The organism is Micromonospora krabiensis (genome assembly GCF_900091425.1).
In the GTDB taxonomy this organism is placed as follows: domain Bacteria; phylum Actinomycetota; class Actinomycetes; order Mycobacteriales; family Micromonosporaceae; genus Micromonospora; species Micromonospora krabiensis.
The window spans coordinates 6,031,721-6,051,114 of sequence record NZ_LT598496.1; the positions used below are offsets into that span (position 1 = coordinate 6,031,721).

The 19,394-nt window shown below is 73.6% G+C and carries 24 protein-coding genes; 14 read left to right on the forward strand and 10 right to left on the reverse strand.

The window, feature by feature from the left end; all coding sequences use genetic code 11:
• Window positions 1-30 precede the first annotated feature (30 nt).
• The gene (locus GA0070620_RS27700; RefSeq protein ID WP_091595688.1) at window positions 31-1,005 is read right to left on the reverse strand and encodes a C40 family peptidase; all 975 of its coding nucleotides are present in this window, start codon (window positions 1,003-1,005) and stop codon (window positions 31-33) included.
• Window positions 1,006-1,552: 547 nt separating this feature from the next.
• Here GA0070620_RS27700 and GA0070620_RS27705 point away from each other — a divergent pair.
• Window positions 1,553-2,035 (forward strand): DUF6232 family protein, encoded by a 483-nt coding sequence (locus GA0070620_RS27705; protein ID WP_231921992.1) that lies wholly within the window; start codon window positions 1,553-1,555, stop codon window positions 2,033-2,035.
• 43 nt (window positions 2,036-2,078) lie between these two features.
• On the opposite strand, the gene GA0070620_RS27710 is transcribed toward GA0070620_RS27705, so the two are convergent.
• Complete coding sequence (locus GA0070620_RS27710; protein ID WP_091595692.1) at window positions 2,079-2,405, reverse strand: DUF3817 domain-containing protein; 327 nt, start codon at window positions 2,403-2,405, stop codon at window positions 2,079-2,081.
• A 25-nt stretch (window positions 2,406-2,430) separates the two neighbouring features.
• The gene (locus GA0070620_RS27715) at window positions 2,431-2,868 is read right to left on the reverse strand and encodes a hypothetical protein (RefSeq protein WP_091595694.1); all 438 of its coding nucleotides are present in this window, start codon (window positions 2,866-2,868) and stop codon (window positions 2,431-2,433) included.
• Window positions 2,869-2,999: 131 nt separating this feature from the next.
• Between GA0070620_RS27715 and GA0070620_RS27720 the strand changes: the two genes are divergently transcribed.
• The 3 genes from GA0070620_RS27720 (at window position 3,000) to GA0070620_RS27730 (ending at window position 4,322) form a co-directional block, all read left to right on the forward strand.
• Window positions 3,000-3,338: a DUF6158 family protein gene (locus GA0070620_RS27720; protein WP_091595696.1), complete on the forward strand. Its 339-nt coding sequence runs from the start codon at window positions 3,000-3,002 to the stop codon at window positions 3,336-3,338.
• Between the two features lie 23 nt (window positions 3,339-3,361).
• Window positions 3,362-3,676: a hypothetical protein gene (locus GA0070620_RS27725; RefSeq protein ID WP_231921993.1), complete on the forward strand. Its 315-nt coding sequence runs from the start codon at window positions 3,362-3,364 to the stop codon at window positions 3,674-3,676.
• Window positions 3,677-3,776: 100 nt separating this feature from the next.
• Complete coding sequence (locus tag GA0070620_RS27730) at window positions 3,777-4,322, forward strand: DUF1360 domain-containing protein (protein WP_091595699.1); 546 nt, start codon at window positions 3,777-3,779, stop codon at window positions 4,320-4,322.
• Between the two features lie 53 nt (window positions 4,323-4,375).
• Here the strand turns inward: GA0070620_RS27730 and GA0070620_RS27735 are convergent, their stop codons facing one another.
• From GA0070620_RS27735 to GA0070620_RS27745, 3 genes are all read right to left on the reverse strand, one after another.
• Window positions 4,376-4,585, reverse strand: a complete 210-nt coding sequence (locus GA0070620_RS27735; protein ID WP_091595700.1) for a hypothetical protein — start codon at window positions 4,583-4,585, stop codon at window positions 4,376-4,378.
• A gap of 34 nt (window positions 4,586-4,619) precedes the next feature.
• The gene (locus GA0070620_RS27740) at window positions 4,620-4,853 is read right to left on the reverse strand and encodes a hypothetical protein (RefSeq protein ID WP_377520120.1); all 234 of its coding nucleotides are present in this window, start codon (window positions 4,851-4,853) and stop codon (window positions 4,620-4,622) included.
• A 428-nt stretch (window positions 4,854-5,281) separates the two neighbouring features.
• Window positions 5,282-6,376: a 3-deoxy-7-phosphoheptulonate synthase gene (locus GA0070620_RS27745; RefSeq protein ID WP_091595704.1), complete on the reverse strand. Its 1,095-nt coding sequence runs from the start codon at window positions 6,374-6,376 to the stop codon at window positions 5,282-5,284.
• 286 nt (window positions 6,377-6,662) lie between these two features.
• Here GA0070620_RS27745 and GA0070620_RS27750 point away from each other — a divergent pair, with 286 nt between their 5' ends.
• On the forward strand, window positions 6,663-6,875 hold the full coding sequence (locus GA0070620_RS27750) for a hypothetical protein (RefSeq protein ID WP_091595706.1): 213 nt from the start codon (window positions 6,663-6,665) through the stop codon (window positions 6,873-6,875).
• Here GA0070620_RS27750 and GA0070620_RS27755 read toward each other — a convergent pair.
• Window positions 6,842-7,600: a phosphodiesterase gene (locus GA0070620_RS27755; protein WP_091595708.1), complete on the reverse strand. Its 759-nt coding sequence runs from the start codon at window positions 7,598-7,600 to the stop codon at window positions 6,842-6,844. The genes GA0070620_RS27750 and GA0070620_RS27755 overlap by 34 nt on opposite strands.
• Window positions 7,601-7,736: 136 nt before the next feature.
• On the opposite strand from GA0070620_RS27755, the gene GA0070620_RS27760 reads away from it, so the two are divergent.
• The 3 genes from GA0070620_RS27760 to GA0070620_RS27770 all read left to right on the forward strand — a co-directional run bounded on the left by GA0070620_RS27760 (window position 7,737) and on the right by GA0070620_RS27770 (window position 11,696).
• Window positions 7,737-9,029 carry a M16 family metallopeptidase gene (locus GA0070620_RS27760; protein WP_091599460.1) on the forward strand — a complete coding sequence of 431 codons (1,293 nt, stop codon included), beginning with the start codon at window positions 7,737-7,739 and terminating at the stop codon, window positions 9,027-9,029.
• Window positions 9,026-10,372 carry a M16 family metallopeptidase gene (locus GA0070620_RS27765; protein ID WP_091595710.1) on the forward strand — a complete coding sequence of 449 codons (1,347 nt, stop codon included), beginning with the start codon at window positions 9,026-9,028 and terminating at the stop codon, window positions 10,370-10,372. Before GA0070620_RS27760 ends, GA0070620_RS27765 begins: the two co-directional genes overlap by 4 nt.
• 298 nt (window positions 10,373-10,670) lie before the next feature.
• Window positions 10,671-11,696 carry an aspartate-semialdehyde dehydrogenase gene (locus tag GA0070620_RS27770; RefSeq protein ID WP_091595712.1) on the forward strand — a complete coding sequence of 342 codons (1,026 nt, stop codon included), beginning with the start codon at window positions 10,671-10,673 and terminating at the stop codon, window positions 11,694-11,696.
• A 78-nt stretch (window positions 11,697-11,774) separates the two neighbouring features.
• Here the strand turns inward: GA0070620_RS27770 and GA0070620_RS27775 are convergent, their stop codons facing one another.
• Window positions 11,775-12,248: a PPOX class F420-dependent oxidoreductase gene (locus tag GA0070620_RS27775; protein WP_091595714.1), complete on the reverse strand. Its 474-nt coding sequence runs from the start codon at window positions 12,246-12,248 to the stop codon at window positions 11,775-11,777.
• 136 nt (window positions 12,249-12,384) lie between these two features.
• Here GA0070620_RS27775 and GA0070620_RS27780 point away from each other — a divergent pair, with 136 nt between their 5' ends.
• The 3 genes from GA0070620_RS27780 (at window position 12,385) to GA0070620_RS27790 (ending at window position 15,439) form a co-directional block, all read left to right on the forward strand.
• Window positions 12,385-12,801 (forward strand): CBS domain-containing protein, encoded by a 417-nt coding sequence (locus tag GA0070620_RS27780; RefSeq protein ID WP_091595716.1) that lies wholly within the window; start codon window positions 12,385-12,387, stop codon window positions 12,799-12,801.
• Window positions 12,802-13,007: 206 nt separating this feature from the next.
• Window positions 13,008-13,379 carry an SCP2 sterol-binding domain-containing protein gene (locus GA0070620_RS27785; protein WP_091595718.1) on the forward strand — a complete coding sequence of 124 codons (372 nt, stop codon included), beginning with the start codon at window positions 13,008-13,010 and terminating at the stop codon, window positions 13,377-13,379.
• Window positions 13,379-15,439 carry an amylo-alpha-1,6-glucosidase gene (locus GA0070620_RS27790; RefSeq protein ID WP_091595720.1) on the forward strand — a complete coding sequence of 687 codons (2,061 nt, stop codon included), beginning with the start codon at window positions 13,379-13,381 and terminating at the stop codon, window positions 15,437-15,439. The genes GA0070620_RS27785 and GA0070620_RS27790 overlap by 1 nt, the downstream gene beginning before the upstream one ends.
• Before the next feature lie 42 nt (window positions 15,440-15,481).
• Here GA0070620_RS27790 and GA0070620_RS27795 read toward each other — a convergent pair whose 3' ends face one another.
• Window positions 15,482-16,129 carry an alpha/beta hydrolase gene (locus GA0070620_RS27795; protein WP_091595722.1) on the reverse strand — a complete coding sequence of 216 codons (648 nt, stop codon included), beginning with the start codon at window positions 16,127-16,129 and terminating at the stop codon, window positions 15,482-15,484.
• A 147-nt stretch (window positions 16,130-16,276) separates the two neighbouring features.
• On the opposite strand from GA0070620_RS27795, the gene GA0070620_RS27800 reads away from it, so the two are divergent.
• The 3 genes from GA0070620_RS27800 to GA0070620_RS27810 all read left to right on the forward strand — a co-directional run bounded on the left by GA0070620_RS27800 (window position 16,277) and on the right by GA0070620_RS27810 (window position 18,736).
• Complete coding sequence (locus GA0070620_RS27800) at window positions 16,277-17,011, forward strand: lysophospholipid acyltransferase family protein (RefSeq protein ID WP_091595724.1); 735 nt, start codon at window positions 16,277-16,279, stop codon at window positions 17,009-17,011.
• A 139-nt stretch (window positions 17,012-17,150) separates the two neighbouring features.
• Window positions 17,151-17,756 (forward strand): cysteine hydrolase family protein, encoded by a 606-nt coding sequence (locus tag GA0070620_RS27805; RefSeq protein WP_172836514.1) that lies wholly within the window; start codon window positions 17,151-17,153, stop codon window positions 17,754-17,756.
• A 2-nt stretch (window positions 17,757-17,758) separates the two neighbouring features.
• Window positions 17,759-18,736: a GlxA family transcriptional regulator gene (locus GA0070620_RS27810; RefSeq protein ID WP_091595727.1), complete on the forward strand. Its 978-nt coding sequence runs from the start codon at window positions 17,759-17,761 to the stop codon at window positions 18,734-18,736.
• On the opposite strand, the gene GA0070620_RS27815 is transcribed toward GA0070620_RS27810, so the two are convergent.
• Window positions 18,621-19,355 (reverse strand): hypothetical protein, encoded by a 735-nt coding sequence (locus GA0070620_RS27815; protein ID WP_157741718.1) that lies wholly within the window; start codon window positions 19,353-19,355, stop codon window positions 18,621-18,623. The two genes, GA0070620_RS27810 and GA0070620_RS27815, sit on opposite strands and share 116 nt — an antisense overlap.
• Window positions 19,356-19,394 lie beyond the last annotated feature (39 nt).

Genomic DNA, 19,394 nt, shown 5'->3' on the forward strand with positions numbered 1-19,394 from the left:
GTTCGCCGTCTCGCGGGTCAGGCCGGGGCGCTACCGCACCCGGCCGTAGCCGTGGATCGGCATCATGTTCATTCCGCGCTTGAGCACGTTGCGCCCGGCGCTGGGCGCGTCGATCACCTGCCCGTCGCCGATGTACAGGGCGACGTGCCCGAGCCCGCTGTAGAACACCAGGTCACCCGGCCGGAGCTCGCCCCGGCCGATGTGCGCCACCGCGGCCCACTGCATCCGGGCGTTGTGCGGCAGGGACTTGCCGGCCGCCCGCCAGGCCGCGAGGGTCAGGCCGGAGCAGTCGTAGCCGTGCGGGCCCTCGCCGGCCCACACGTACGGTTTGCCGACCGCGCCGTACGCGTAGCGGACCGCCACGCCCGCCTGGCCGGAGATCGCCGGTGCCTCGTCGCGGGCGGCGGCCGGCCGCGGCGCCGGGGCCTCGGTCGCCCGGCCGTACGCCTGCCGACGCAGCTCGTAGAGCCGGGCCAGGTCGCGTTCGATGCGTACCTTCGCGTTGTCCAGCTCCCGAGCCTGGGCCGCCTGCCGGGCGAGCACCCGGTTCAGTCGGCTCTTCTCGTCGATGAGCTGCCGCTGGCTCGTGGTGAAACCCTCGATCTGTTCCTGCCGCTGCCGGGTCAGCTGGTCGATCGTGCCGAGCCGGTCGAGCACCGCGGCCGAGCCGCCCGGTCGCAGCAGCGCGTCGGCGGTCCGCAGACCGCCCGTCTTGTACGCGGTCGAGGCCAGTTCGGCGACGTCCGCGCGGCTCTGCGCGGCCTGCCGTTCCAGCGGGCCGATGCGGGCCTGTAATCGGGTCGCCGCGGCCTTGTTGGACTTGATCTCCTCGGAGAGCTTGTTGTACGCCTCGACCACCCGCTCCAGCTCGCTGGAGGACTTCTCGATCTTCCGGGTGAGGTCGGCCGGAGACGGTTCGGCGTACGCCGCCGTCGCCGGGGCGATCATCGCGGCCGACAGGCCGGTGACCGCCAGCGTACGCAGCAGTCTGCTCAGGGATGACAAGAGCGGAAGGCTCCTCTCCCACGGCCGCCGGCGGCTTGCTGACGCCCTCGGCGGCACCGGACCGGGGCCCTCCGGGTGGTGGGCGCTGAGCCGGACCGGCTCGCCGAATCTAACCCGGGACACCAGTCGCCCGCAGTGGAAGTCGGGGCGAATGTTGTCGAAGTGGTGGAAAGTGCGGCTGCGGCAGGTGACCCACCGTGATCACTAACGAGGCGAGCGCGCAGGAGACGCGCCAGGGTTGCGGCATTTGCACAGGTGGATGACATTCGTCGTTGTGGGCGTATGCCGCCGGATTGCAGGCCCTCATAACCGACAAAGACCGAAATGGATTCCCTTTCCCGGCAATGTCCCGCCGGGCGTGGCCCCGCTGAGTCGACGAAATGGCGGTACGTGTTGGCGGGGTCACCACACAATGGACCGCGGAGCCGGGATTCCCGCCGACCGGCGCCGACGCCACCACCTCGGCGGGGGCCGACCCGGCCGACCGCCGTGGGAGGGATCCGTGAGTCCTGAAGGCGCCACCACGCGAGCGCCGCGCTCACCGAGGGTGACCGGCGCGAAAACGACGTTGCTCTATGCCCGCCCCGGCATCATCGTGACCGTCGACCGATTCACCGTCGGCCGCGTCACCTTTCAGGTCGCCGAACTGACCCACCTGCGCAGCACCCGGGGCCCGCACGACCGGATCGCCGTGCGCGCCGTTGCCACCAGCGGGGCGGCGATCGGCGGCGTCGGGCTGCTCCTCGGCTTCAGCGGCGGGCTGCAACGGCTCACCGCCGGCGCGTACCTGCTCCTCGGGGCCGTGCTGCTGGTGCCCGCGCTGATCGCCGTCGCCGGCGACCGCTGGCGGCCACCCCCGTACGAGCTGTGGGGGCTCTACCGGGGCGACGGCGTGCTGCTGTTCAGCACCGACGACGAGCGGCAGTTCGGCCAGGTCACCCGAGCCCTGGTGCGGGCCCGCGAGATGAACCGCTACGGCGGGTGGAACGAACCCCTCGCCTCGGTCGACCCCTGGCGACCGAGCCGCTGACCGGTCGGCGCCGGTCAGGCCGACCCCGGCCGGCGCCGACCGGTCAACCGGCGACCGGCTCCGGCGTGCGCTCGGCGGGCCGGTTGACCCAGCCGGTCACCCGCCGCTCGGCGTAGAACGAGACGAAGGGCACGGTGCCGGCCAGCATCACCGCGAGCATCCGCTTCAGCCCCCAGTCCGCCCGGCGGGCCAGGTCGAACGCGGCCACCAGGTAGACCATGTAGAGGAAGCCGTGCGCCGGGCCGACGGTCTCCACCACGACCGGGTTGTCGAACAGGTACTTCAGCGGCATGCCGACCACGACCAGCAGGATCAGCACCACGCCCACGATCCAGGCGATCGCGCGGTACCGGGTAAGGGCTCCGCCCACCTCTGTCCGTCCTTCCGAACCCGGCTCAGCCGGGATAGTCACCGGGCTTCGCCCCCGGATTGGCGTTCAACCATGACAGGTAGTGGTTGTAGGCGGCCAGGTCGGCGTCCTCCACCCCGTCGGGCGCCACCGGCACCCGACGCACCCGGACCGGACGGCGTACCACCGGTCGGTCGGCGCCCGCCGCGGAACCGTCCGCGACGGCGGCCGGAACGTCCGACCCCCCGCCGTCCGCCTCGGCGCCCGCCGGCTCGTCGCCGCGCAGGGTGTGCCGCAGCTCACGCCACCACACGAAGACCACGAACGCCGCGAAGATCGGCCACTCGAAGGCGTACGCCCAGCTGAGCGTGTTGCCCGAGGCCGCGCGGCTGATCTGCCACCAACCCAGCGCGAGGAACGCGCCGACGAGCACGACCATGGCCACGTGGCGGACGATCCACGCCGGTGTCCAGAGCCGATTCATGGCATCGAGGGTACCGGCACGGACGGGCCTCTCCGACGCGGTGTCGTAGTTGTCGGCGGGGCGTGAGGTTTGGTGGCACCCCGGTTGGGCATCCGTCTAGATGCCAGCCCAGACGAGACAGGGGGCCGACGATGACCGGATCAGTACGACAGGACGGATACCCGTCGAGCGGCGGTGCGGACGCCAGCCCCGAACAGCGGTTGCCCGAGTGGAACGGCGACCACCTGGCCGACCCGGCCACCGCCGACCTCGACGGCGGCGGTGAGCTGGGCATCGACCCGGCCGAACTGGCCGACGAGGACCTGATCCGCGAGATGCACAGCCTGCACCGCACCCGGCTCGACACGCTGCGGCACGCCTCCGACTCCGCCCTCGCCAACCACCTGCGGCGCACGGCCGAGCTGGAGACCGAGTACCTGGCCCGCCACCCCGCCCGCGAGGTCGACCCGAGCCGGCTGCGGGACGAGTGATGGGGGCACAGGCCGATCGCGGCATGTCCGCGCCGCCGGAGGTCGTCTTCAGCACCGCGACCGACCCCGACCGGGCCTCCGCCTGGCTGCCCGGCGAGCTGCGCATCGACGGCGCCGCCACGCCGGAGATCACCGGCGAGGAGCTGCGCGCCCGGTGGAGCGCCCCGTCGCCGGCCGAGCTGTCCGGTGAGATCCGGGTCGATCCGGCGGACGCCGGGGGCGCCCGCGTCCGGTTCGAGCTCCTCGGCGACACCGGCACGGCCGACGCCGACCGGCTCGCCACGGAGGCACTGGACGCCCTGGCCCGCGAGGTGGCCGACAACCTCCAGGCCGGCTGAGCCGGCCGGGGCGGCCGCCGCCTCGGCCGGGCCGCCGTTCCCGCCGTTCGGGCCGACCCCGGCACGGCGACACCCGCAGGACGCGAGACGAGGAGATCGGGTGACCGACAGCGGCTTGAAGCAGAAGGTGGCGCGGCTGCGCCAGGCGTACGCGCCCCACGAGCACCGCCCCCTCGGCGGCTACCTGGCCGCCATGGGCACGTACGCGGGTGTCGCGGGCGCGCTCGCCGGCCTGGTCAAGGTGACCGGGCGGCCGGTGCCCGAGCGTCCCTCGCCGGCGGACGTGGTGCTCCTGTCGATCGCCACGCACAAGCTCAGCCGGCTGCTCTCCAAGGACGCCGTGACGAGCCCGCTGCGTGCCCCGTTCACCCGCTACGACCGGCCCATCGGCAGCGGCGAGGTGATGGAGCAGGTCCGCGACTCGGGCAGCTCCGCCCGGCACGCGATCGGGGAGCTGCTGAGCTGCCCGTTCTGCCTGGCGGTCTGGGTCGCCACCGGGCTCACCGGCGGCCTGGTGCTCGCCCCGCGGCTCACCCGCCTGGTGGCCACCGCGCTGACCGCGGTCGCCGCGTCCGACTTCCTCCAGATGGCGTACGCGGTGGCGCAGCAGGCCGCTGAGGGCGGCGGCCACGACGACGAGGACTGACCGGGACACCAGGAGGGGCCGGCGCGATTCGCGCCGGCCCCTCCTTCGGGTGCTCAGGTCGGGGTCGTGCCGTGCTCCTGGCCGGCCCAGCCGCGGGGGGCCTCCGTCTCCCGCTCGTCCTCGTCCGCGTCGGTGATGACGTCCCGGTCCACCGCGGTGCGGTCGTGCTCGTTGGCGAAGTCCGGCTCCGGCAGCGTGTCCACGCCCTCCGGCGGTTGGCCCAGGGCCGGAACGTCCTCGTGCGGCTCCTCGTGGTGGGACATCGGTCTGCTCCTTCCGCCGGGGGTGCGGGGCTGGTCAGGTGACGGATCCGCCGAGCAGGTCCGCCGCCTCGTCCACCGCGTACTCGCCCTCGGGCAGCGCGGCGATGCGGGTGAGCCAGTGCGCGGGCAGCTCGGCCGCGACCGCCCGGCGGTAGATGTCCGCCTGGCTGATCCGCTCCTGGCCGTGGTAGAGGTCCTCGAGCAGGTCGTCGAGGCGTCGGGTGTCCGGCTCGTCGGTCACCGGTGCGTCGTCGGTCACGGCGATCAGCTACCCGCGCCCGAATCGGTCAAACCCACCCGGCGTCGGCGGTCCGACGTACGGAGACCGCGACGCCCCCGACCCGAGGGCCGGGGGCGTCGCTGGGTGTCGGTGTGCAGGTCGCCTCTCGGCGAGTGGCACGACGCGGCTCCAGCCGGACGGTATTCCGCGAGGGCAGATGGGTGAGGCCCGGGGACACTGGACACACCGACACCCCTCACAACCAGGCCACCCCATCCGTTCTTCCACCCCACCCTGTGCCCCCCACCACACCCCGCCCGCCCTGCCCTCCCCGCCGTTCCCGCCGGCTTCACGGGTGATCAAGAGGTTTGCGTCACGAACGCCGGCGAATCTGACGCAAACCTCTTGATCACCGGGGCGAAGGCGGGCGGGGCGGGGCGGGGGCGGGGCGAGCGGGCGGAACGGGGGGGGGTGGGTCAGGCCGGGGTGGGGAGGGTGGCGCGGCGGGCGCGGACGGCGGCGGCGAGCCGGTCGAGGACCTCGTCCGTGGTGTCCCAGCCCATGCAGGCGTCGGTGACGGACTTGCCGTACTCCAGCTCGCGGGTCGGGTCGAGGTCCTGGCGGCCCGGCTGGAGGAAGCTCTCCAACATGATGCCGACGATGCCGCGCTGCCCGGCGGCGAGCTGGGCGGCCACGTCGTCGGCCACCACCGGCTGGTTGCGGTGGTCCTTGCCGCTGTTGGCGTGGCTGGCGTCGACCACCACCCGCTCCGGCAGGCCGGCGGCCCGCAGCAGGTCGATCGCGCCGGCGACCGACTCGGCGTCGTAGTTGGGGCGCCCACCGCCGCCGCGGAGCACCAGGTGCCCGTCCGCGTTGCCACGGGTGTGCATGATCGCCGGGGTGCCGGAGACGTCGATGCCGGGGAAGACGTGCGGTACGCCGGCGGCGCGGATCGCGTCCACGGCGGTGCCGATGCTGCCGTCCGGGCGGTTCTTCATGCCGATCGGCATGGACAGGCCGGAGGCGAGCTGACGGTGCACCTGGCTCTCCACCGTACGGGCGCCGATCGCGCCCCACGCCACGGTGTCCGCGATGTACTGCGGGGTGATCGGGTCGAGGAACTCGCAGCCCACCGGCAGGCCGACGCGCAGGACGTCGAGCAGGAGCGCGCGGGCCAGCCGCAGGCCGGTGTTGACGTCGCCGGAGCCGTCCAGCCCGGGGTCGTTGATCAGGCCCTTCCAGCCGACGGTCGAGCGGGGCTTCTCGAAGTAGACCCGCATGACGACCAGCAGGTCGTCGGCGACCCGGTCGGCCGCCACGCGCAGCCGTCGGGCGTAGTCCAGCGCCGCGGCCGGGTCGTGCACCGAGCACGGGCCCACCACGACGAGCAGGCGGTCGTCCGCGCGGTCGAGCACCCGGCCGACGGCGCGCCGGCCGGCCAGCACGGCCGAGGCGAGCGTGTCGTCCAGGGGTAGTTCGTGGTGCAGCAGGGCCGGGGTCGTCAGCGGCACGACACGATCGATCCGCTGATCACTGACCCGATCGGTCTCCGGGGTCGTCACGGTGGGCATCCTTTCGCCGACCGTGCCCCGGGGCCGGTGCCCGGGTCGAGCCGGCTGCTCGTACACGAAAGGGCAGGAACCTGAGGTCCTGCCCGGCCGGCTCGAAGAGGGTGACGTCAGATCATGGTGAAGTCACCGGCTCCTCCAGCCGGCTGCCTAAACCATCGATACGACCGCGTCACGGGACCAAGCCTACCCGACGTCCGGGGAACCATCAGCCACACGTCCGCCTGGCGGGACCGGCGCGCGGTGGGCTCGGGCGTGTGGACGGCCGGCCGGGGGTATGAGGGGTGCCATGACCGACGAGCAGAACGACCAGGACCGCGTCGAGTCCCGCGCCCACCTGTTGCCCGAGGAGGCGGCGGTCGGCAGTGACGACCCGGAGGCGCAGGCGGAGGCGATCCTCACCGAGTCCGATCTCCGGGAGGACCGCAACGTGGCACCGGACACCTTCCTGGAGCACCGGACCTCGGATCAGACGGTGACCCCCAACGAGCCGCCGGACTGAACCCGGGCCCCACGGGCCTCCCGCGAGCCCCGGTAGGTCTGCGCCCGCAGCCAGGCCATCGGCCCGACGGCGGACAGGCCGGCCGGCAGGTTGCCGATCGGGTCGAAGGCCAGGGCGGCGTCCTGCCGGGCGCTGAGCTGGGTGCCGATGCTGACCTGTCCGAACGGCCGCCACGGCCCGGCGGCGGACGCGACCGCGAGCACCAGCCGAGGCTCGTCCGCCCGGGTCGCGGCGCCGACGTCGGCCAGGCTGCGGCCCAGGTCGGTCGACTCCGGGTCGGCGAGCGCGGCCAGCCACACCCGCCGGCCACCGGCGTGGAGCGGCATGATCGTGGTGTACGTGCCGGCGAAGCGCCGCCGTGGCAGCGGCACCGCCCGCAGGGCCGGCGGCGCGGCGCTGGAACTGGCCAGCAGGTCGAACGGGCGTTCCTCGTCGAGATGCACGCGCACCGCCAGGCCGAGCACGTCCGGCCAGCTCCCCGGCGTCGGGACGCCCTTGGAGAGCCGGACCGTCGCCGGGTACCGCCCCGGTTCGTCGAGCAGGGCGACCCCGGTCGGCGGTCCCGCCGTACCCCAGATCGTCACCTCACCGGCGAAGGAGCGGCCGGCCGGATGGAGCGCGCGGGCCCGGCGCAGGTGGGCCAGCGCGGCGGCGGCCAGGCGCAGGGCGGCGCCGGCGTGCGTCGCGGCGCGGGACGCGACGGGGTGAGGGCTGGGCGCGGACATGCAACCCCCGGTACCCGGGCCGGAGCGGTCGATGCGTCCGGACTCTCCCGCCGCCCGGCCTGTGGTGGATCGCCCCCGGCTCGCCCGGTGACCGCACGTCACCTTTCCGCCCGTGCGATCGGATAGCGTCGTGGTCATGCCCGACAGCGGTTACCCCTGGCCCATCGAGACGACCCGACTGGACAACGGCCTGCGCGTCGTCGTGAGCGAGGACCGCACCGCGCCGGCGGTGGCGGTGAACCTCTGGTACGACGTCGGTTCGCGCCACGAGCCGGAGGGGCAGACCGGGTTCGCCCACCTCTTCGAGCACCTGATGTTCGAGGGCTCGCTCAACGTCGCCAAGACCGAGCACATGAAGCTGATCCAGGGTTCGGGTGGTTCGCTCAACGCCACCACCAACCCGGACCGGACGAACTACTTCGAGACCGTCCCCGCCGAGCACCTGGAGCTCGCCCTGTGGCTGGAGGCGGACCGGATGGGCGGTCTGGTCCCGGCGCTGACCCAGGAGACGCTCGACAACCAGCGCGAGGTGGTCAAGAACGAGCGGCGCCAGCGGTACGAGAACGTGCCCTACGGCGACGCCTGGCTGCGGCTGCTGCCGCTGCTCTACCCGCCCGGACACCCCTACCACCACGCGACGATCGGCTCGATGGCCGACCTGAACGCCGCCGCGCTGGAAACCTTCCAGGAGTTCCACCAGACGTACTACGCGCCGAACAACGCGGTGCTCACGGTGGTCGGCGACGTGTCCGCCGTGGAGGTGTTCGCGCTCGTCGACAAGTACTTCGGCGCCATCCCGGCCCGGGCGGAGATCCCACCCGCGCCGGACGGTCGGACGGTCCCGGCGACCGGGCGGCCCGCCGTCGAGACGGTCACCGCCGACGTGCCGGCCCCCCGGGTGTACGTCGCCCACCGCACCCACCCGTTCGGCAGCCCCGGCTACGACGTGACCACCGTGCTCGCCACGGTGCTCGGCAGCGGCCGGGGCAGCCGGCTCTACCAGCGGCTCGCCGACGGCGAGCGGATCGCGCAGCCGGACCTCGTCGGGGCGTACGGGGTGGACCTGGCGCACGCGCCGGCGCCGCTGATCGCCACCGCCACGGCCCGTCCGGGAGTGAGCGCCGAGCGGCTGGCCGCCGGGCTGCACGCCGTCGTCGACGAGTTGGCCACCGTGCCGGTCACCGCCAGCGAGCTGGACCGCGCCAAGGCGTTGCTCAGCACCGCGTGGTGGCGGCAGATGTCCACCGTGGACGGCCGGGCGGACACGCTCGGCCGCTACACCACCCAGTTCGGCGATCCGGCGCGCGCCGCCGAGCGCCTGCCCGCCTGGCTCGCGGTGACCGCCGAGCAGATCGCCGAGGCGGCCGCCGAGGTGCTGGCCGCCGACGACCGGGTGACCCTGACCTACCACGCCGAGGAGACGTCGTGACCCTGATCGCCTCGCGCCCCGGCCCGGGCGCCGCCCGCCCCTACCGGTTCCCGCCGGTGGTCCGCCGCGCCGTGGCCGGCGGTCAGGTCGTCGCCGCGCACCTGCCCGGGCAGAACCTCGCGGTCGCCCTGCTGCTGCTCGACGCCGGCGCCGGCCGGGAGCCCACCGGCAAGGAGGGCCTCGGCGGGGTGCTCGCCAAGGCCCTGGAGGAGGGCACCGCCCAGCGGGACGCGGCGGCGTACGCGCTCGCCGTCGAAGGGCTCGGCACCGAGCTGGTGACCGGGCTGGACTGGGACTCGTTCCAGGTCAGCGTGCAGGTCCCGGTGGACCGGGTGACCGCCGCCGTCGAGCTGCTCGCCGAGGCGGTCCGTACGCCGCGACTCGACCCGGACGACGTCCGCCGGGTACGCGACGACGAGGCTACCGCGCTGCGGATGGACTGGGCCAACCCGGGCCCCCGGGCCGACGCGGCGCTGCGCGCCGACCTGTTCGGCGCGGAGAACCGGTGGGGCCGGCCGATGTACGGCGACCCGGACTCGGTCGCCGGCCTGGACGTGGAGGACGTGACGGTCTTCCACTCCGAGTGGTTCATCCGCCCCGGCACCCTGATCGTCGCCGGTGACCTGGACCGGATCGACCTGGACGCGCTGGGGGCGGCGGCGTTCGCCGGCACCGGCGGCGGGCCGGTGGAGCGCGGCGGGCCGATCGAGGTGCCGCTGCACGACCGCCGACGGATCATCCTGGTCGACCGTCCCGGCTCGGTGCAGTCCACGCTGCGGCTCGGGCACCCGTCGCCGCACCGTGCCCACCCCGACCACGTGCCGACGAGCCTCGCCGGCACGGTGCTCGGCGGCGCGTTCACGTCCCGGCTCAACCACCTCATCCGTGAGGTGCGCGGCTACACGTACGGGATCCGGGGCGACTTCGCGTCGTCCCGCCGGTTCGGCCGGTTCGCGGTCAGCTCCGGTGTGCAGACGGCCGTCACCGCGCCCGCGTTGGTCGAGGCGGTCGGCGAGATCAGCCGTACGCAGAGCGGCGGGGTGACCGAGGAGGAGCTGGCGGTGGCCCGGTCGTGGCGCGCCGGCCAGCTGTCGGTGGAGTTGCAGAGCCCCCGGGCCATCGCCTCGGCGCTGGCCACCCTGGTGGTGCACGACCTGCCGGACGACTACCACGCCCGGCTGCGGGAGGCGCTGCTCGCGGCCGACGTCGACCAGGTGAGCGCGGCGGCCGCGGCGCACCTGCACCCGGAGTCGCTGACGTTGGTGATCGAGGGTGACGCCGCGGTGATCCGTGACGAACTCGCCGCCACCAACCTGGGCGAGCTGATCGACATCCCCCGCTGACCTCCCCGGTTCCGCCTTCGTTCCGGGGAGAGCGGCCTTCCACGCGTCAACGGCCGCTCTCCCCGGGACCGACCGGGCCTCGCGGAGGCCGGGTGTGAGGTGGATCGCAGGTCTGGACGGGCTTCGGTTCCCGGGTTGATCGGGGCCGGATCTTGCGGGCGTGCCGGCTATCGACGGTGGTGTTTCCGCGGCGGGCGCGCCCGTCCGCGCCGGTCGCGCGCGCGGGCCGGTGTGACGTCCGCCCGGGCGCGGGGAAAGCGCTCCCCCTCCCGGGCCGGCGCTGGGTAGCCTCGCGGGCATGAGGATCGGCATTGTGGGGGCCACCGGCCAGGTCGGTGGCGTGATGCGGCAGGTGCTGGCGGAACGGGAGTTCCCAACGGAGCAGGTGCGGTTGTTCGCGTCCGCCCGGTCTGCGGGGCGTGCCCTGCCGTGGCGGGACGGCGAGGTCACCGTGGAGGACGCCGCCACCGCCGACTACTCCGGGCTCGACATCGTGCTCTTCTCGGCGGGCAAGGGCACCGCGAAGGAGCTCGCCCCCCGGGTCGCCGAGGCCGGCGCCGTGGTGATCGACAACTCGTCCGCGTTCCGGATGGACCCGGACGTGCCGCTGGTCGTCGCCGAGGTCAACCCCCACGCCGCCGGCGTACGCCCCAAGGGCATCATCGCCAACCCGAACTGCACCACGATGGCCGCGATGCCGGTGCTGCGTCCGTTGCACGGCGAGGCGGAGCTGGTCAGCCTGGTCGTGTCGACGTACCAGGCGGTGTCCGGTGCCGGCCTGGCCGGCGTCGCCGAACTGGACGAGCAGGTCCGCAAGGTCGCCGAGCACGCCAGCGGGCTCACCTTCGACGGCGGCGCGGTGGAGTTCCCGGCGCCCCGCTCGTTCGCGCAGCCCATCGCGTACAACGTGCTCCCGCTCGCCGGCTCGATCGTCGACGACGGCTCCTTCGAGACCGACGAGGAGCAGAAGCTCCGCAACGAGAGCCGCAAGATCCTTGAGATTCCGGGCCTGAAGGTCTCCGGCACCTGCGTCCGGGTGCCCGTCTTCACCGGCCACTCGCTCCAGATCAACGCGCGGTTCGCCCGGCCGATCACCCCGCAGCACGCCCGTGACCTGCTCGCGGACGCCCCCGGCGTGGCCCTGACGGACGTGCCCACCCCGTTGCAGGCCGCCGGCCAGGACCCGACCTACGTCGGACGGATCCGGGCCGACGAGACCGTCGACAACGGGCTCGCGTTCTTCTGCTCCAACGACAACCTCCGCAAGGGCGCCGCGCTCAACGCGGTGCAGATCGCCGAGCTGGTCGCCGCCGAACGCCGCTGACCGGACCGCGCCGGCGGGTCGTGGAGGCCGAGAAGCATCGGTCTCCGCGATCCGCGGCCGGCAGGTGGGCGCGGCCGGTCAGGCCCGCGGCGGGATGCCGTACGTCCGCTCCACGTGCAGGCGCAGCACCAGTCGCCGCTCGGCGACCATCGCCCGCCGGTAGTCGTCCCAGTCGGGGTGCTCGCCCTGGATCGACCGGTAGACCCCCACGAGCTCCTCGACGGTGGCGTCGCCCGGGTCGGCGGCCACCGGGGTCAACTCGGCGCGCGCCTCGACCACCGCGTACGCCCAGCCGTCCTCGCTGCTCACGTGGAAGGTGGCGCGCGGGTCCCGACGCAGGTTGGCGGTCTTGGCGCGGCCGTCGGTCACCGACACGCGGATGACGCCGGCCGCCCGGTCGAACGAGTGGACCACCGTGGACAGCTGCGGCCGGCCGTCCCGCCGGATGGTCGCGAGAACGCCCAGGTGACGAGCGGCGATCAGGTCGGTCAGGGCACGTTCGGTCTGTTCGTCCGGCACGCTTTCCTCCACAACTCCGGTCGGGTTTCCCATCCAAACACGCCCCCGCCGGCCCCGCGACCGTCATCTCGACGAGGCGCTCGCAGAGCGGATCGGGAGCCTCCCCGCGGCGTTACCCCGCCCCGGGCGGCGGGTAGACGGCCCGTGCCGACACCGAGAGGGGAGCACCATGACAACGGTCGGAGAGTTCATGACGACCCGGTTGGTGACGATGGACGGCAACGACACGCTCACCGCCGCGGCACAGGAGATGCGCGACAGCGCCATCGGCGACGTGGTGGTGACCGATGGCGACGACGTGGTCGGTATCGTGACGGACCGGGACATCACGGTCCGAGCTGTGGCGGAGAACATGGACCCCAGCTCCACCCAGCTCAACCAGATCACGTCGAAGGACGTCGTGACGGTGAGCCAGTACGACGACGCGGTGGCCGCCGCCGACCTGATGCGTACCTACGCGGTGCGCCGTCTTCCGGTCGTCGACGACGGGCGCCTCGTCGGCCTCGTCTCGATGGGTGACCTCGCCGTCGAGCGGGAGCCGCAGTCGGTGCTCGCGGACATCAGCGCCGACGACCCGAACAACTGACGTCCGCCGCGGACTCCGTCGGCTCCCCGGGAACCCCGGGGAGCCGACGCGTCTCCCCTTCCGGGCGGCCCGGCCGCGCTCACCCCATCCGGGCGAGGTTGAGCCCCTCCCCGGCGGGGACCCGTTCTCCGACGTCGGGACGGCCGCCCGGCAGGGACGCGGAGCGGCCGGTAGCGGGCGCGACGGACCAGGAGGGGAGGGACCCCATGCTGGATGCGACCACGAGGTTCTTCGAGGAGTTGGACCGGAGGGGGTACGAGCCACGGCTGGCGAAGACGGCCGGCACGCTCCGGGTCGACCTGCACGAGGGTCCCCGTACCCACCACTGGCTGCTGAACATCGACCGGGGCCGGGTGTCGGTGACCCAGGAGGACCGGGAGGCCGACACGGTCATCGGCACCAGTCCGGCGCTCTTCGAGGAGATCGCCGTCGGCCGCGAGCACGGGATCGCGGCGGTGCTGCGGGGGGACATGACGGTGATGGGGGACGCGCGGCTGCTCGTACAGGTGGAACGTATCTTCCCTGGCCAGCCCGACGCCCGCGGCCCGCGACGGCGCTTTCAGCGGGAGGTGCGGTGATGGGCTCCACCAACACGATCCGAATCCTGGACGGCAACACGTTCGTGGTCTCCGAGGACACCGGGGACATCGAGGCGACGCCGAGCGAGCCGACCGGCCTCTTCTCCCTCGACACCCGGTTCCTGTCGAAGTGGGTGCTGACCGTCAACGGCGAACGCCTCAACGCGCTCTCCTTCGACGACCTCCAGTACTACGAGGCCCGGTTCTTCCTGGTGCCCGGCATGGCCACGCACTACATCGACGCCAAGTTGTCGATCATCCGCGAGCGGGCGGTGGGTGGCAGCTTCCGGGAGCAGATCACGGTCCTCAACCACGACGAGAACCCCGTCGACCTGGAGATCCGGATGGCGGCCGCGTCGGACTTCGCGGACCTGTTCCAGGTGAAGGACGAGATCCTGAACAAGAAGGGCGAGCTCTACACCGAGGTGGAGCCCGACCGGCTGCGGTTGGGCTACCGGCGCGGCAACTTCACCCGGGAGACGGTCATCGCCTCGTCGGCGCCCGCCCGGTACGACCGGGACGGCTTCGCGTTCAGCATCCACCTGGAGCCGAACCAGCAGTGGGAGACCCGGATCGACGTGCACACCGTGGCCGTCGGGCCGGGCGGCCGTGACCTGCGGATGGGTGTGCGGGCCCACGGCACCGAACGGCTCGCGCTCCAGCACGACCTGGAGAAGTGGATCGCCGACGCGCCCAAGGTGAACAGCCAGCACGGCAGGGTCGCGTCGACGTACCGGCGGAGCCTCATCGACCTGGCCGCGTTGCGCTTCTCCCCGCTCTCGCTGGGCGGGGCGACCCTGCCCGCCGCCGGCCTGCCGTGGTTCATGACGATGTTCGGCCGGGACAGCATCCTGACCTGCCTCCAGACCCTGCCGTTCACGCCGCAGCTGTCCAAGACCACGCTGCGCATCCTGGCCGCCCTCCAGGGCACCCGGTTCGACGACTTCCGGGAGGAGGACCCGGGGCGGATCCTGCACGAGATGCGCTACGGCGAGACCGCCGCCTTCGAGGAGCAGCCGCACTCGCCGTACTACGGCTCGGTCGACGCCACCCCGCTGTTCGTGGTGCTGCTCGACGAGTACGAGCGGTGGAGCGGCGACGTCGAACTGGTCAAGGAGTTGGAGCAGGAGTCGCGGGCCGCGCTGCGGTGGATCGACGAGTACGCCGACCTCGTGGGCAACGGCTACATCTGGTACGAGCGGCGCAACACCGACACCGGCCTGGAGAACCAGTGCTGGAAGGACTCCTGGGACTCGATCTCCTATTCGGACGGTCGGCTGCCGCCGTTCCCCCGGGCCACCTGTGAGGTGCAGGGGTACGCGTACGACGCGAAGATGCGGGGTGCCCGGCTGGCCCGGGAGTTCTGGGGCGACGCCGCGTACGCCGACCAGCTGGAGCGGGAGGCGGCGGAGCTGAAGGCGCGCTTCAACCGGGACTGGTGGGTGTCCGACGGCGAGTACTTCGCCCTCGGGCTCGACCCCGACGGACGCCAGTGCGACGTGCTCAGCTCCAACATCGGCCACCTGCTGTGGAGCGGCATCGTCGACCACGACCGGGCCGAGAAGATCGCCCAGCACCTCGTCAGTCCCCGGCTCTTCTCCGGCTGGGGGGTGCGGACGCTGGCCGAGGGGGAGGTGCGCTACAACCCGATCGGCTACCACAACGGCACGATCTGGCCCTTCGACAACTCGTTCATCGCCTGGGGCCTGCGCCGCTACGGGTTCGCCGAGGAGGCGGCCACCGTCGCCAACGGCATCCTGGACGCGGCCACGTACTTCGACGGCCGGCTCCCCGAGGCGTTCGGCGGATACCCGCGGGACCTGACCAAGTTCCCGGTCGAGTACCCGACGGCGTGCAGCCCGCAGGCGTGGTCGACGGGCGCCCCGCTGCTGCTGCTGCGGACCATGCTCGGCATCGAACCCCACGAGGGGCACCTCTCGGTCGATCCCCGGCTGCCGGTCGGCATGGGCCGCATCGAGGTGCTGGACATCCCGGGCCGCTGGGGCCGGGTGGACGCCTTCGCCCGCGGCCGGCTGGACCTGGACAAGCTGGGCGACTGACCGCCGGGCGCCGGCCGGCGCCCGCGGCGCCGGCGCGCCCGGTCAGGCGGGCGGCAGCACGTGGTCGAGGAAGGCCGCCGTCGCCGCCCGCAGGTCCGGACGGTCCAGCGGCAGCGCGTGCCCGCCGTGGGTCAGCCAGCTGTGGACGGGGTGCCCGGCGGCCAGCAGCGCGGCCGTGAGGCCGACGCTCTGGCTCGCCGGCACCGCCCGGTCGTCGGCGCCGTGCACGAGCAGCACCGGCACCCGGTTGCCGATGTGGCTGGTCACGGTCGTGTCGAGCGTCGGCGGATCGTCGGTCGCCGGCGGGTGCCCGAGCAGGTCGGCCCACGGGTCGTCACCGCGGCGCAGCTGCTTCCAGTCCGGCTCCAGCGGGTCGACCGGCGACCAGTACGCCAGCACGGCCGCCACGTCGTCCGGGCGGTCGACGCCGCGCAGGCCGAGCTGCAGGGCGAGCATGCCGCCGGCGGAGTCACCGGCGACCAGCAGCGGCAGGCCACCCGACTCCGCGCGGGCCCGCCGGGCCTCGGCCCGTACGTCGTCGAGCTGCGCCGGCCAGCGCGCCTCGGGCGCCAGGCGGTAGCGGGCGGGCACCACCCGCAGCCCGTGCGCGGTGAGCGCGGCGCCGTCCTCCTCCGCCCGCGCCCGCCAGCCGCCGCCGTGGATCCAGAGCACCACACCCCGCTCGGTCATCCCGCCATGGTGCTGCGGTTCGGCGCGGGCGGCCAGGGTGCTTCGCCAACGGCAGAACCGGCGCCGGGCGGCCGGCGTGGGGGAGGAGGTGACGGAGATCGCTGTCGTTCTCAGGTTGATCCCAGCCGCCCAGGGTAGATTCCGCGGATGCCGGAGCTCGTGTACCCGCCCGTGATCGCGTTCGCCAAGACGATGTTCCGGGTTCTCGACCTGCAGATCACCGTCGAGGGCGCCCACCACGTGCCCCGCGGCGGCGGGGCGGTGCTCGCCAGCAACCACGTCAGCTACCTGGACTTCATCTTCTGCGGTCTCGGCGCGCTGGAGTCCCGCCGGCTGGTCCGGTTCATGGCCAAGCAGTCGGTCTTCACGCACCGGGTCTCCGGCCCGCTGATGCGCGGCATGCGGCACATCCCGGTCGACCGGAAGGCGGGCGCCGACTCGTACGCCGCGGCGGTGGACGCGCTCCGCCGGGGCGAGGTCGTCGGCGTCTTCCCGGAGGCGACGATCAGCCGCTCCTTCACCGTCAAGGACCTCAAGAGCGGCGCGACCCGGATGGCCCGCGAGGCCGGGGTGCCGGTGCTCCCGGTGGCGCTCTGGGGCACCCAGCGGCTCTGGACCAAGGGACGCCCGCGCGCCCTGACCCGCCGGCACACCCCGATCTCCGTCCTCGTCGGCGAGCCCATGGACCCGGCCGGCTGGCCGGACGCCACCGCGATGACGGCCGCGCTCGCCGAGCGGATGACGGCCCTGGTGGATCGGGCGCAGCAGGCGTACCCCGAGCAGCCGGCCGGACCGGACGACCGCTGGTGGCTCCCCGCCCACCTGGGCGGAACCGCGCCCACCGCCGAGGAGGCCGCCGCCCTGGACCGGCCCCGCGCCTGACGGCTCCGACCCCGCACCAGGGCGGTCGTGCCGGGTCCCGGTGGCCCACCCGACCGGCCCAGACAGTGGCCGGATCGTTCCGCATCCGGGCACGATGGTGTCTGCCCTTCCCGGCCCCGTCCCCGCCAGGATCTACGTCATGAGCAGAGCAGCACTCGTCGTGATCGACGTCCAGGAGTCCTTCCGCCAGCGCGCCATCTGGGCGTACGGCTCGAACCCCGACATCGTCGGCCAGGTCGACCGGCTGGTGGCCGCCGCCCGCGAGCGCGGCGACCTCGTCGTCTGGGTCCTGCACAGCGAGCCCGGCACCGGCGGCGTCTTCGACCCGGCCAACGGGCACGTCCGGCTGATCGAGGGCCTGACGCCGGTCGACGGGGAGCCGACGCTGGTCAAGACGTCGCACAACGCGTTCACCACGACCAATCTCCAGCAGGTGCTCACCCTCGCCGAGGTGTCGGAGATCACCGTCTGCGGCATCCGCACCGAGCAGTGCGTCGAGACCACCACCCGGCTCGGCTCCGACCTCGGCTACCGGATGACCTTCGTGACCGATGCGACGATGACGTTCCCCATCCCGCACCGGGACCTGCCGGAGACGGCCACGCTGGCGGAGATCCTCGCCGACCCGCGCACCCTGGGGAACGAGGAGATCATCAGCCGCACCGAGTACGCCCTCGCCGGGCGGTTCGCCACCGTCCGGACGGTGGACGAGGTGACCGGCGCCCTCACCGGCGTCCGGAGCTGATCGTGGCCCGGGTCGTCTTCCTGCTCGTCCCGCAGCTGCACCTGCTGGACCTCGCCGGGCCGGCCCAGGTCTTCTCCGCCGCGGCCGACCTCGGCCTCGACTACCGGCTGCACTACGTGGCCGAGCGGGAACAGGTGCCCAGCGTGCAGGGGGTGCCCCTGGTCGCCGCCACCGAGTGGCCCGAGGTGACCCCGGACGACCTGATCGTGGTGCCCGGGTGGCGCCCCCGCGCGCACGGACCGGGCGGACCGGTCGGCGCGGACGACCTCCGTCGGCTGGCCGCCCACCACGCCGCCGGCGGGACCGTCGCCAGCGTCTGCGCCGGGGCGTACGCCCTCGGGGCCGCCGGGCTGCTCGACGGCCGCCGCTGCACCACCCACCACGACGTGCAGGACGACCTGGCCCGGCGACATCCGGCGGCGCGGGTGGTGCGGGACGTGCTCTACGTGGTCGACGACCGGGTGGTGAGTTCGGCCGGCATCGCCAGCGGCATCGACGTGGCGCTGCACCTGGTGGCCACCCGGCACGGCCCGGCCACCGCCGCGAGCATCGCCCGCACCATGGTCGTGTACGCCCGCCGCAACGGCGACGAACAGCAGGCCAGCGCGATGATGCGGCACCGCTCGCACCTGTCCGACGCGGTGCACCGGGTGCAGGACGTCATCGACAGCCGCTACGCCGAGCCCCTGCCGCTGGCGGACCTGGCCGCCGCCGGCGGCGTCGCCGAACGCACGCTGACCCGGCTGTTCCGCCAGTCCACCGGCCTCACCCCGCTCGGCTACCAGCAGTTGCTCCGCGTCGAGCGGGCCGAGCACCTGATCGGGCACGGCGCCACCGTCGAGGCCGCGGCGCGCGGCGTCGGTTTCACCGATGCCCGGATGCTGCGTCGCCTGCGCGCCCGGGCCCGTCGGACCCCGCCGCCCGCCGGTAGTAGTCGTCGCGGGACCGGAACTCCACCGGCAGCGAGCCGGGCAGCGTGATCCGGGAGTCGTTGGCGATCAGCCCGGCGGTGGCCCGCAGCGCCAGCACGTCGCGTTCCTGGGGCGACAGGTCCACCAGGTGCGGGCGGGTCAGCCGGAACGCGGCAGCCGTCCGGCACACCCGCCGGGCCAGCTCGATGATCTCGTCGGCCGGTCCGGCCAGGGCCAGCGCCGGCTGCTGGATGGTCCGCAGCGCGTCACACACGATCAGCAGCTGAGCCGGGTGGTCCGACCCGGCCGGCAGCATCTCCAACCGGGACGGCCACTGCCACCGCACCTGCCCGCTCATCAGGCCCGGGTGGCGAACCCCCGACCGGTGCCGGGCGGCCCCCGACCCGGCCCGACCAGCGGCCACGACCGCCAGCTGCGACCCCTCGCCCACCCAGACGATCCGCTGGTCGGTGACGGTGACCGACACCGGGTCGGGCAGCGCCCACGCCCGCCGCGTCTCCGTCGGGCCGAGCAGGTGCCCCGCGACCAGCAGTCGGTGCTGCCACAGCACCCGCTCGCCGCCCGCCGGCACCAGTTGGCGCCGGCGGTCGAGCACCGGTCCCACCTCATCGTCCGGCGCGTCGAAGCGGTGCGGACCGATGAAGAAGGGGGACGCATTCCCGTGCATCGTCACGACCTCCCGGGCGGTTGACCTCACCGTCGAGAG